This window comes from Rhizobium sp. BK060 (assembly GCF_014193145.1).
Lineage (GTDB): Bacteria > Pseudomonadota > Alphaproteobacteria > Rhizobiales > Rhizobiaceae > Rhizobium.
In genome coordinates, this window is sequence record NZ_JACHYW010000019.1 from 119,866 (window position 1) to 132,239 (window position 12,374).

General features: G+C 61.7%; 11 protein-coding genes and 1 pseudogene. 9 read left to right on the plus strand and 3 right to left on the minus strand.

Annotated elements, in window-relative coordinates; translation table 11 throughout:
- Positions 1-90 precede the first annotated feature (90 nt).
- From FHT71_RS20940 to FHT71_RS20965, 6 genes are all read left to right on the plus strand, one after another.
- On the plus strand, positions 91-1,380 hold the full coding sequence (locus FHT71_RS20940; RefSeq protein ID WP_132591867.1) for an RsmB/NOP family class I SAM-dependent RNA methyltransferase: 1,290 nt from the start codon (positions 91-93) through the stop codon (positions 1,378-1,380).
- A gap of 138 nt (positions 1,381-1,518) precedes the next feature.
- A complete protein-coding gene (locus tag FHT71_RS20945) occupies positions 1,519-2,805 on the plus strand; it encodes an imelysin family protein (protein WP_132591865.1) in 1,287 nt (428 codons plus the stop codon).
- A gap of 48 nt (positions 2,806-2,853) precedes the next feature.
- Positions 2,854-4,392 (plus strand): di-heme oxidoredictase family protein, encoded by a 1,539-nt coding sequence (locus FHT71_RS20950; RefSeq protein WP_132591863.1) that lies wholly within the window; start codon positions 2,854-2,856, stop codon positions 4,390-4,392.
- A complete protein-coding gene (locus FHT71_RS20955) occupies positions 4,392-5,486 on the plus strand; it encodes an imelysin family protein (protein WP_183721727.1) in 1,095 nt (364 codons plus the stop codon). The genes FHT71_RS20950 and FHT71_RS20955 overlap by 1 nt, the downstream gene beginning before the upstream one ends.
- A 5-nt stretch (positions 5,487-5,491) precedes the next feature.
- Entirely contained in the window at positions 5,492-6,580 is a 1,089-nt protein-coding gene (locus tag FHT71_RS20960) for a DUF1513 domain-containing protein (protein ID WP_132591861.1), read from the plus strand.
- A 62-nt stretch (positions 6,581-6,642) separates the two neighbouring features.
- Positions 6,643-7,095, plus strand: coding sequence for a TspO/MBR family protein (locus tag FHT71_RS20965; protein ID WP_183721729.1), 453 nt, complete (start codon positions 6,643-6,645; stop codon positions 7,093-7,095).
- A 33-nt stretch (positions 7,096-7,128) separates the two neighbouring features.
- Here FHT71_RS20965 and FHT71_RS20970 read toward each other — a convergent pair whose 3' ends face one another.
- The gene (locus FHT71_RS20970; protein ID WP_132591857.1) at positions 7,129-7,704 is read right to left on the minus strand and encodes a dienelactone hydrolase family protein; all 576 of its coding nucleotides are present in this window, start codon (positions 7,702-7,704) and stop codon (positions 7,129-7,131) included.
- Between the two features lie 44 nt (positions 7,705-7,748).
- Complete coding sequence (locus tag FHT71_RS20975; protein ID WP_183721731.1) at positions 7,749-8,810, minus strand: GH25 family lysozyme; 1,062 nt, start codon at positions 8,808-8,810, stop codon at positions 7,749-7,751.
- Positions 8,811-9,057: 247 nt separating this feature from the next.
- Here FHT71_RS20975 and FHT71_RS20980 point away from each other — a divergent pair, with 247 nt between their 5' ends.
- From FHT71_RS20980 to guaA, 3 genes are all read left to right on the plus strand, one after another.
- A complete protein-coding gene (locus FHT71_RS20980) occupies positions 9,058-9,507 on the plus strand; it encodes a PaaI family thioesterase (protein ID WP_132591853.1) in 450 nt (149 codons plus the stop codon).
- A complete protein-coding gene (locus FHT71_RS20985; protein ID WP_132591851.1) occupies positions 9,504-10,142 on the plus strand; it encodes a 5'-methylthioadenosine/S-adenosylhomocysteine nucleosidase in 639 nt (212 codons plus the stop codon). Before FHT71_RS20980 ends, FHT71_RS20985 begins: the two co-directional genes overlap by 4 nt.
- A gap of 93 nt (positions 10,143-10,235) precedes the next feature.
- On the plus strand, positions 10,236-11,798 hold the full coding sequence (gene guaA / locus FHT71_RS20990) for a glutamine-hydrolyzing GMP synthase (protein WP_132591849.1): 1,563 nt from the start codon (positions 10,236-10,238) through the stop codon (positions 11,796-11,798).
- Between the two features lie 408 nt (positions 11,799-12,206).
- Here guaA and FHT71_RS31860 read toward each other — a convergent pair.
- Positions 12,207-12,374 (minus strand): annotated as a pseudogene (locus FHT71_RS31860) (isoprenylcysteine carboxylmethyltransferase family protein); the annotation flags it as partial.

Sequence of the window (12,374 nt, forward strand, 5' to 3'; positions counted from 1 at the left end):
ACTTGTGTACAATCCGCTGCGTCTGTTGCGCTTCCTGCAGATTGTTCACAAGCCCGGTATTTTGACCCGAGGCGACTAGGAGCTGTGTGAATGCGTTTGGGCGGACGGCTCGAAGGGGCGATTTCGGTTCTTGCAGATATCGATGCCCGCAGACGGCCTGTAGCCGATGCATTGAAGGACTGGGGCCTCGCTCATCGCTTCGCCGGATCCGGCGATCGCGCGGCGATCGGCAATATTGTCTATGATGCGCTTCGTATGCGCCTCTCCCACGCGTGGCTGATGGACGACGATAGCGCATCCGCCATCGCCCACGCCGTCATGTTCCGGCAGTGGGGCTTCACGCCGGAAAGCCTTGCCGCGGAACTCACGGACGACAAGTTCGCGCCAAGCCCGCTTTCCGAAGCGCAGCTCTCCGCCTTCAACAGCCGCCGGCTGGCCGACGCCCCGGCTCATGTTCAGGGCGATATTCCCGAATGGGTGCAGTCCTCCTTGGAACGTGCCTTCGGCGATCAGTGGCTCGCCGAAGCGCAGGCCCTTGCCGGGCGTCCCACGCTCGATTTGCGCGCCAACATCCTGAAAGCCACCCGCGACAAGACGGTCAAGGCGCTCGAAAGAGCCGGCGCACAAGGGGCCGCGATCGCGCGGTACGGTATCCGGATTCCCGCCGGCGAAGGAGCCTCACGGCTTCCAAACGTGACAGCCGAGCTTTCGTTCCAGAAAGGCTGGTTCGAAGTACAGGACGAGGGATCGCAGATCGTTGCCGATCTCGTGCTTCCCAAAGACGGCGAACAGGTTCTCGATTACTGCGCGGGCGGCGGCGGCAAGACGCTCGCTATGTCGGCAGCCATGCACAACAAGGGCCAGGTCCACGCCTACGATGCGGATCGCAAGCGGCTCGCTCCGATCATCGAGCGGTTGAAGCGTGCTGGAACCCGCAATGTCCAAGTGCATGATGACGCCAAGGCCTTGAAGAGCCTCAGCGATCGCTGCGACAAGGTGCTCGTCGATGCGCCATGCACGGGAACCGGCACATGGCGGCGGCGGCCTGACACCAAATGGCGGCTGACCGCCAAGAACCTCGATGAGCGCACGGCCCAGCAGCAAGATGCACTCAAGCAGGCCAGCGCCTTTGTCCGCCCGGGCGGCGAGCTGATCTATGTGACCTGCTCGGTGCTGCCGCAGGAAAACGAGGAACAGGTCCGGCGATTCACCACCGAGAACGGCGACTACGAAATCGTCAGTGCCCTGCCTGCCTGGGATGGACTATTCGGAAAGGACAGTCCACGTCCCCGCTCGTCCGACGGCAGGACCATCACCCTGACGCCCGCCTCCACCGATACGGACGGTTTCTTCTTCTGCCGCATGCAGAGGAAAGGCTGAGCATTCACTCGGCGCCCCCAGCAACGGCGGCGAATATACTTAAAATCATTCCAAACTAGAGTGTTTGACACCAGTTTGCTTTTGGGCGAAGAGATTTTTCGTCGGACCTCAGACGGAACGTCCGCACAGGAGAGGATCATGAAACTCAACAAGAATTTTTGCGCAGCTGTGGCGCTGGCGGTGGCGGTGGCCCCAACCGCTCTGCTCGCCATTCCCGCCTACGCGGCACCGGATGCTGCTGCAGTCGTCAGGCATTACGCCGAAGTTGCGCATGCCAAGTACGAAGACTCGCTGACCACGGCGAAAGCTCTCGACGCGGCAATCGACGCCCTGCTCAAGAACCCGACCGATGAAACGTTGAAGACTGCCCGCGCCGCCTGGATCAAGGCTCGCGTCCCTTACCAGCAGACGGAAGTATACCGCTTCGGCAACCCGATCGTCGACGACTGGGAAGGCAAGGTCAACGCCTGGCCGCTGGACGAAGGCTTGATCGACTATGTCGACCCGTCCTACGGCACCGAGAGCGACGAGAACTCGCTCTATGTGGCCAACGTCATTGCCAACAAGACGATCAAGATCGACGGCAAGGACGTTGACGCGTCCAAGCTGACGCCTGAGTTCCTGTCTGGCACGCTGGCAGAAGCCGGCGGCGTCGAAGCCAATGTCGCAACGGGCTACCACGCGATCGAATTCCTGCTCTGGGGCCAGGACCTCAACGGCACGGGTCCAGGTGCTGGCAACCGCCCTGCGACCGATTATGACCTCAAGAATTGCACACACGGCAATTGCGATCGCCGCGCAGAGTATCTGAAGTCCGCCTCCACGCTGCTCGTTTCCGACCTTCAGGAAATGACCAACAACTGGGCTTCGGATGGCGAAGCCACCAAGCATGTCGAAGCAGACCCGAAGGCCGGCCTCGTTGCTATCCTGACCGGCATGGGCTCGCTCTCCTATGGCGAGCTGGCCGGCGAGCGCATGAAGCTCGGCCTGCTGCTGCACGATCCGGAAGAAGAGCACGATTGCTTCTCCGACAACACCTACAACTCGCACCTCAACGACGCGATCGGCATCGCCGCCGCTTACACCGGCGATTACACCCGCGTCGACGGCACGAAGATAAAGGGTCCGTCGCTGCATGATCTCGTCGCAGCCAGGGACAACAAGCTCGACAAGGACATGCAGGCGAAGCTGAAGAAGACGCTCGATGCGATGCAGGTCATGGCGAAGCGCGGTCAGAATGTCGAGAAGTACGACCAGATGATCGGCGAAGGCAACAAGAAGGGCAACGCCGTCGTTCAGGCTGCCATCGACGGTCTCGTCGACCAGACCAAGTCCGTGCAGCGCGTTATTGCCGCACTCGATCTCGGCACGGTGAAGCTTGAAGGTTCCGACAGCTTGGATAATCCTAACGCCGTCTTCCAATAAGAAAAAAGGCGGGCCGCTTCGTCTGGCGGAGCGGCCCGAACCCCCGAAATGCCTCCCAGACCGGCCCCTCGTCTTCTCAGTAGCGCAGTGTTCTGCGCCGCGATTGCCGGATTTTCCGTCGCCCTGGCGTCCGATTTCGATCTCCCGACAAAGCGAACCGATCTTTCCGACGCAGATATGAAACGCGTCGCCGATGTGACGCGACCGACCACCGATTTTTCCAAGGTCGAGCAATACGAGGCGATGCAGGCCGGCGGCGCCACCTCCATCGATCCGGTCGCAGAGGATTCCTTTTCGCATATTTCCGCGACGATCCCCTTTGAGAAAGAGCAGCCGTTCCGTCTTGGAAATGCCCTCTTCAAGAAGCTCTGGGTTTCCGCCCCCTCCTCGACGCAGGCCTCGGATGGCCTGGGGCCGCTCTTCAACGCCCGCTCCTGTATGAGTTGCCATTTGAATGACGGCCGCGGAAGGCCCCCGGAAGGCGGCGTCAGCGCCACCTCGATGTTTCTGCGCCTATCGCGCCCGGCGATAACGCCGGAGGAGCAACGCGCAATCGCCACCGCCGAGAACGTCAACTTCCCCGACCCTGTCTATGGCCACCAGTTGCAGGATCTTGCAGTTCCGGGTCTTCCCTCCGAGGGAAAGATGGCGATCCGCTACACCGAGGAGCCTGTGACGCTTGGCGACGGCGAAACGGCCTCGCTGCGCCGTCCGACCTATGCGGTGATCAACCTTGGCTACGGGCCACTCGACCCCGCGACAACGATCTCGCCGCGCGTCGCGCCCGCAATGATCGGGCTCGGCCTGATCGAGGCCATTCCCGAGGCGGACATCCTAGCCCACGCCGATCCGGACGATGCGAACGGCAACGGCATCCATGGCAAGGCGGCGATCGTGCGTGATCACCGCACCGGTAAGATCGCGCTCGGTCGCTTCGGCTGGAAGGCCCAGAATGCAAGCGTGCGTGATCAGAGCGCCGATGCTTTTTCCAACGACATTGGCATTTCGAACGCCGACCGGCCCGACCCACACGGCGACTGCACAAAAGCCGAAGCAGAGTGCCAGAAGATGCCGACAGGCGTGCAGAAGCGCCTAGGCAAGGAGGAGGCCCCCGGCCCGATCCTCGACCTCGTCACCTTCTATTCCGCCAACCTGGCCGTCCCTGCGCGGCGAAAGGCGAGCTTTCCGGCAACCCTGCGGGGCAAGAAGATCTTCTACCAAAGCGGCTGCATCTCCTGCCACGTGCCGAAGTTCGTCACGAGCCGCGACAGCGCCGACAAGGCCCAATCCTTCCAGCTGATCTGGCCTTATTCCGACTTGCTGCTGCATGACATGGGCGACGGTCTCGCGGACGGACAACAAGTAGGAAGCGCCAACGGTCGTGAATGGCGCACGCCGCCACTATGGGGTATAGGTCTGACACAGACTGTCAGCGGGCACAGCTTTTTCCTCCACGACGGACGCGCCAGAAATCTCACCGAAGCGATTCTCTGGCATGGCGGCGAGGCGCAAAAGGCGCGTGACGCTTTCGCATCCCTGCCGAAGGATGACCGGCAGGCACTGATTACATTCCTGGAGTCCCTTTGATGCGCCTTTGGCAACCCCTTGTTCTCTCCCTTGCCCTTGCTTCCTCCGCTGCCGCCCAGACCACTGCACCGCAAGCCGGCCTGAACGAGGAGGCGGTATCGGCCGTGATGCAGCGGGCAGTCGACGACGTGATCCGCCCTGGCTACCGCAATGCCCAGCAATCGGCAGCGCGCCTGACAACGGCAATGAAGGACCTCTGTGATGACGCGACCCAGCAGACACTCGACAAGGCGAAATCGGCCTTCGACGACACGATCCGTTATTGGTCGGTCATAGAGATTGTCCAGACCGGGCCGGTTATCCAGGACAATCTCTTCGAGCACATCCTGTTTTATCCCGATCGCAAGGGCGTCGGCCTGAAACAGGTTCAGGCTCTGATCGCCAAGGCCGACCCCAAAGATGCGACAGTCGACGCAATCGCCGGCAAGAGCGTGGCGCTGCAGGGACTGACGGCGCTTGAGTACGTGCTCTACGGCACCGGCTCCGAAGACCTGACCAAGCAGAAGAACAGCTTCCGATGCCTCTACGGCGCTGCAATTGCCGGCAACGTCCAGCGCGAGGCCGGCGAAGTCGTCGCGGCCTGGGAAAAGCCCGATGGCGTGCAGGCGAGCTGGAAGCATCCGGGCCCGCAAAGCGCAGACTTCATGGACAACAAGGAAGCGGTGACCGCGCTGCTCGGGATTCTCGTTCATGGCGCGGAGACCGTCCGCGACCAGCGGCTCGAGCAGTTCTACAAGGGCAAGGACACCACACCACGTCCGCGCATGGCGATCTACTGGCGCTCCCACAACACGTGGAAGTCGATGACGGCCAACCTCGAAGGATTGCGCACGCTCTGGCAAAAGCCCGGCATGGCCGAACTTCTGCCTGCGGACAAGAAGCCCATCGCCGATGCGATCGATGCCAGCTTCAAGTCGCTGCTGGAGACCGTGCCGAAGCTCAACCCGGATATCGAAGTTGCGACAAGCGCCGAGGAGAAAGCAAAGCTCGATGCCCTTCTCGTCAGTACGCGCGAACTGATCACCAAAATCAGCGATGATTACGGCGTAGCGATCGGCCTGTCAGCCGGCTTCTCCTTCTCGGACGGCGATTGAGGGCCATGTGGAATAGCTCGGCGATCGACCGGCGCAGTTTCGTCAAAGCCGCCGGACTGACATTGCTGGCCGCGCTCCAGCCGCGTGCGCTCATGGCGCTGGAGCGCGCGGATGCTGTCTATGCATCTGGTATGCGAACGGCAAACGGATCCTACGCCGTTGCCACCGTTTCGGAGCGCGGTGAAATCATCGATCAAGTCGCGCTTCCGGCGCGAGCGCATGGCATGGCCTTCAGCCAAATGACGGGAAAGACTGTCGCGTTTGCCCGCCGCCCCGGCACCTACGCGATGATCTTCGATTCTCGCAGCAAGAAAGAGCCGATCATCATCACGACTGCCGAGGGTCGCCACTTCTATGGCCATGGCGCCTTTTCACCGGATGGCCGGCTTCTCTATGCCAGCGAAAACGCCTTCGACACCAACCGTGGCGTGATCGGCCTTTACGACGCGACGAGCCGTTTTGAGCGTGTCGGCGAGTTCGAGACCTACGGCGTCGGTCCGCATGACATGACCGTGTCTGACGACGGGCGCATGCTGATCGTGGCCAATGGCGGGATCGAAACGCATCCGGACTTCGGCCGCACGAAGCTCAACCTATCCAGCATGCAACCGTCGCTGACGCTGATAGACGCGGCAACGGGAACGCTGATCGAAAAACGCTCCTTGCCATCGCAGTGGGCGCAACTCTCTACACGGCACGTCGATGTCGACGACAGCGGCCGCGTCTGGTTTGCCTGCCAATACGAGGGCCATCGCAACGACCTGCCGCCCCTCGTCGGCTCGTTTGCGAAAGGCGAGGATCTGCGCTTTGTCGATCTTCCGGAAGAGACCACACGCCGGCTCGCAAACTATGTCGGCGCCATCGCAATCAATCGGATGGAAGGGCTGGTCGGCGTCACCTCCCCCAAGGGCGGTGCTTCCGTGACGATCGATGCGAAGAGCGGTCGGGTGCTCCATGAGGAGTTCGTGCCGGACGCGGCAGGCATTGCCGCTGCCAGGAGCGGTTTTGCCGTGTCGTCCTATGAAGGCGGGTTTCTATCAACGCAGAGCGACGTCGCCTGGGACCAGCATATCGTACGCATTGCGACCATCTGAATTGTGCGCAAAAGATCGCTAGCGATCTGGTTCACGGATATGAGCCGCCCTATGTCAGGCGAATGAGCAGGACCCTGACCTACGTCGTCTTCGTCGCAATCGCGCTGGGTGGAGGCGTGGTTATCGGCGCCAGCAATCCGCCCGGGGAATGGTATCAATCTCTCGTCAAGCCGGCGTTCAATCCACCTGATTGGATTTTCGGGCCCGTCTGGTTCGTTCTCTACGCGCTGGTCGGCATTGCCGGGGCGCGGACGTGGCTGCGAGGACACCTCTCCATCGGCATGCTCCTCTGGGCCTCGCAAATGGTGCTGAATTTTCTCTGGTCGCCATCCTTCTTCGGCCTGCGGATGCCATCGGCTGCGTTGGTCGTGATCGTTTTGCTACTGGCGCTGATCCTTGCCTTTGTCGTCAACCGCTGGAAATCGGACCGAATTTCGGCGCTGCTCTTCATTCCCTATGCCGTCTGGGTGAGCTTCGAGGCGCTGCTCAATGCCTCGATCGTCTATTTGAACTAGCAATTTGCCCGCCCCCGCGACTCGGGCGAACAGCTATCGATCCGCGAGAAAGTCGAGCAATCGCCGTTGAAGAACAGCTGCCGCGGCTGGATCATAGGCCGCGAGCAACCGGTCGGAAAAAAGGTGCTCGTCGCCCGGATAGAGGAAAAGCCTGACGTCAGCCGACTCGCCGGCCAGCGCCTTCGCCGCCTCGATATCACCGTCTCCCACGAAGAACGGGTCGGCGTCCATTGCATGGATCTGCGCGGGCAGGGCTTTCGGCCAAGCCGAACCGAATTCCGAACGCGGCAAGCAGGCGTGAAGGAAGATCGCGCCCCGCGCGCCGGGACGCGTCTGAGCCAGATACTGCGCCGGGAGAACACCGAGGGAGAGACCGACATAGACGAGCTCACTCGCAAGCCCATCCACGGCGCGGGCTCCGCGTTGGATAATCTCGCCGAAGCCGATCTCCCGAGCATGCTGCACACCCTGCTCCAAGGTGTCGAACGTCCGGCCGGCAAATAGGTCGGGCGTATGAACGACGTGTCCACCGGCTCGCAGGTCTGCAGCAAAAGCGATGACGCCCTGCGTCAATCCAAGCGCGTGGTGAAATAGCACAACGTCTACCATGGCGGACCTCCCGATTGCTTCACGCGGGCGGAACCGGCAGCATCTCAACCGGCGCGGGCGACCCAGTCGTGCCAGTCATCCTCGCTGCCGTGGAACACGTTCAGGTCGATCCGGCCGTCGACACCGTGCGAGATGCCGGAGCCCGAATACTGCCAGAATACCCACCGGCGTCCGGGATAAACCTTGGAGGGGTGTGCCGCAACCGAACGCAGCCAGAAAGGATAGTTCAGAAACGCGCCCTTCAGGTTGTCACGGTAGAAGTCCGGCGCCGTATAGATGATTGGCCGCTGGCCGTAGTGCCGCTCAAGCTTGTCCATGAAGACCTGCATCTTCTCGCGAACCTTCTCGGGCGAGACGCGCCGCTTGCAGCTCGACTCGCCGTTCCATTCGACGTCGATAACCGGTGGCAAGGCTCCGGCTTCCCTCGGAACGTTGCGGATGAACCAGTCCGCCTGTTCGCCTGCCGTGCGGCACCAATAGAAGAAGTGATAGGCGCCGCGCTTCATTCCGGCCTGCTTGGCGTCCCGCCAGTTCTTTCGGAACATCGGATCAAGATGATCGCCGCCATCAGTCGCCTTGATGTAGACGAAGTTCGCGCCCTGCGTCCTCAGCTTCTGCCAGTCGATGTCACCCTGCCATCGCGAAACGTCGACGCCATGAACGGCGAGTTTTCGCGGCGACGACGAGCCGAAGTTGATGGGTTTGACGTCACGGAAACGGTGATTGTAGATTCGCGAACGTGTCCGTGGCGCCTCGTCGGTTTCGGGTGCTGCGGGCGCCAATACGGCCGGCGCCACTGTTTCAACCGGCCTTTCCGAAGGCATGGGCGCAGCGGCCACGCCTGCCTGCGGCATGAAGCCTTGCGGCTGGGGGATCGGGCCGGCCCAAGCCAATTCCTCCTGTCGCGGCGCGGCTGGCGCTGGTGTCTCCGCGACATCAGCCGACGGCACCGCCGTTGCCGGCACGGGAGCGCCTGGGCGCGTGACCGAGTTGGTCGTCTCACGCGATGGCGCTCCTGCAACGAGGCTGTCCGGTCCCAAACTGGACGTGCAGCCCGACAAAGCAAGGCAAGCAAGGAAGAAAGCTGACGCAGCCGATAGACGCATAAGAACCCGCACGCAAAACAACTGTCGACGGCAGATTCGCTGCCACCGGGGAACCACTGAGAAGCAATGGCTAACGGAGATTTACCAAAAAAGACTGAATCCAATCTTTACGTCCGGCGCTGGCACGCGCGGTCAAACGGTAGGCGGCAGCACATCGCGCGGGAGCGCTCCGCCAACTGATTTCCGGGAACCGCTTGTCTGACGCGGCGCACCATGCCACTTTCGCGCTCGCAAGAAAGGCGAAACGATGACTGACGACGACAGTGGCGATTTCCACGAGCGGATCCGGAAAAACTTTGCGCGCCAGGCGGCGATGCACACGATCGGCGCCGAATTGACGCGCGTCGAGCGGGCAATGGTGGAGATTGAGCTGCCATTCGACGTCAAGCTCACTCAGCAGCACGGGATCCTGCATGCCGGCGTGATCTCAGCTGCCCTCGATTCTGCCTGCGGTTTTGCCGCCTACAGTGTCATCGATGCCGAGGCATCCATTCTGACGATCGAATTCAAGGTCAATCTGCTGTCGCCGGGGCGTGGTGATCGCTTCCTCTTTCGGGGCGAGATCACCAAGCCGGGATCGAACATCATCGTTGCGGACGGGCGCGGCTACGCGATCGGCGACGGACCGGCAAAGCTGATCGCTTCCATGACAAGCACCATGATGATCATCCGTGGCAGAGAGGGCATTTCGGGATGAAGTTTGAGCTGAAATCGGTCGCCGGCAAGTCCATTCTCTTCGTGATGGCGGCCGAGGCCGAGTATGGTCCTTTCCTGCGCTCTCGCTTCGAGCCGCTGATGACAGGGGTCGGTCCGGTCGAGGCGGCCATCGTGCTCACCCGGGCGCTCGCGCAATTGGAGCAGACCGACGAGTTGCCGCAGCTGGTCGTGTCGCTCGGTTCGGCCGGGTCGGCAAAGCTCGAACAGACCGAGGTCTATCAGGCAACCTCCGTTTCCTATCGCGACATGGACGCATCGCCGCTCGGCTTCGAGAAGGGGCGCACGCCGTTTCTCGACTTGCCCGCCATCGTCGATCTGCCACTCAGAATTCCAGGCATTCCCGAGGCGAGCCTCTCAACCGGCGGTAATGTCGTGTCGGGACAGGCCTATAACGGTATCGCCGCAGACATGGTCGATATGGAGACCTTCGCAATCTTGCGCGCTTGCCAGGCGTACCAGCTGCCGCTGATCGGCCTGCGCGGGATTTCCGACGGCGTGGAAGAGCTGCAGCATATTTCCGGCTGGACGGAATACCTGCATGTCGTCGACCGCAAGCTGTCTTATGCCGTCGACAGCCTGTTTACGGCGCTGGAGGACGGCGTATTCTGGTTCTAGAGCCTGCAAAACAGGGACAATCAGGACAATAAAATCCTCCAGCGAAGGATTTCGCGCATTGCAAGACCGGGTGCTTTTCATTAAAGGCTCGCCATGACCCAGACAGCACACCCAGACAGCGTTCTCATCGTCGATTTCGGCAGCCAGGTAACCCAGCTGATCGCACGCCGCGTGCGCGAAACTGGGGTCTACTGCGAGATCATTCCCTTCCAGTCCGCCGAAGAAGGCTTCAAGCGCCTGCAGCCGAAGGCCGTGATCCTGTCCGGCAGCCCGGCCTCGACGGTCGATGAAGGCTCGCCCCGTGCGCCTAATATCATCTTCGACAGCGGCCTGCCCGTTTTCGGCATCTGCTACGGCCAGCAGACGATGTGCATGCAGCTCGGCGGCAAGGTCGAGAGCGGCCACCACCGCGAATTCGGCCGCGCCTTCCTCGAGGTGGACGAAGACAGCGCCCTGTTCGAAGGCCTCTGGTCAAAGGGCTCGCGCCATCAGGTCTGGATGAGCCACGGCGACCGCGTCACGGCACTCCCCGAAGGCTTCGAAGTCGTCGCGACCTCGCCGAACGCGCCTTACGCCTTCATCGCCGATGAGAAGCGCAAATATTACGGCGTGCAGTTCCATCCCGAAGTCGTGCACACGCCTGACGGCGCCAAGCTGATTGCCAACTTCATTCACAACATCGCCGGCATCAAGGCAGACTGGTCGATGTCGGCCTATCGCCAGAAGGCGGTCGAAGCGATCCGCGAGCAGGTCGGCGACAAGCGCGTCCTCTGCGCGCTTTCGGGCGGCGTCGACAGTTCCGTTGCAGCACTTCTGATCCACGAAGCGATCGGCGATAAACTCACCTGCGTGCTCGTCGATCACGGCCTGATGCGCAAGGATGAGGCGGCCAACGTCGTCGCCATGTTCCGCGAACACTACAACCTGCACCTGGTTCACGTCGACGCTTCCGACAAGTTCATCGGCGAGCTCGAAGGCGTCAGCGATCCCGAGACGAAGCGCAAGATCATCGGCCGGCTGTTCATCGAGACCTTCGAGGAAGAGGCGAGGAAGCTCGGCGGCGCCGACTTCCTCGGCCAGGGCACGCTCTATCCCGATGTGATCGAAAGCGTTTCCTTCACCGGCGGACCGTCGGTGACGATCAAGTCGCACCACAATGTCGGCGGCCTGCCGGAGCGCATGAACATGCAGCTCGTCGAGCCGCTGCGCGAGCTCTTCAAAGACGAGGTGCGCGTGCTCGGCAAGGAGCTCGGCTTGCCCGACTCATTCATCGGCCGCCACCCCTTCCCCGGTCCGGGTCTCGCGATCCGCTGCCCGGGCGGCATCACCCGCGAAAAGCTGGAGATTCTCCGCGAAGCCGACGCCATCTATCTCGACGAAATCCGCAAGGCCGGTCTCTACGACGCCATCTGGCAGGCGTTTGCCGTGCTGCTGCCGGTCCAGACCGTCGGCGTCATGGGCGACGGGCGCACCTACGAATTCGTCTGCGCACTGCGCGCCGTCACCTCCGTCGACGGCATGACCGCCGATTTCTACCACTACGACATGGAGTTCCTCGGCCGCGCCGCAACCCGCATCATCAACGAGGTGCGTGGCATCAATCGTGTCGTCTACGACGTCACCTCGAAGCCGCCTGGCACGATCGAGTGGGAATGATTCAGGCCGATCCAATCGCCGCCGAATTTACGCTAGAGTACGACGTAACACTCTGAAAACAAAATAAATTTGTCCGATATCGATCAGTATCTATCGGTGGATGTAAGTTGGCTTCGTCGGTCCGCCTGACGAACCTCGGTCATATCGCACATCCTCGAGATGCTGACGGCGATCGTCGCCGACGCCTGGCCGCTTCTCAACGCCCCTGACCAAGCCACGGTCGAAACCAAAGGCGCGGCGCTTCGCGAAAAGCTCGCTCGGTTTGAGGCCGTGTTGTCCGAGGAGCCGTACTTCGCGGCTGCGGACTTCACTATGGTCGATGTCGTCGCCCCCGGCGCCGAAAAGCCGCCGATCTTGTTTCCCGCCGCCCGTCGATTGCTCGCGCGTTGCCATGCAGGATGTACCGTCTCACCAGATGAGCGGAATCAGGCGGTAGCGCACGCGGCGCGCATAGTCGTCATAGCCCTCGAGACCCATGCGCAGCGCCTTCTCTTCGACGCCGATTCGGATGCCGAGCAAGAGGGCTAGCAAAGGCGCCGTAGCAAGTCCCCACCAGGAGCCGAGCACGAGCGACGT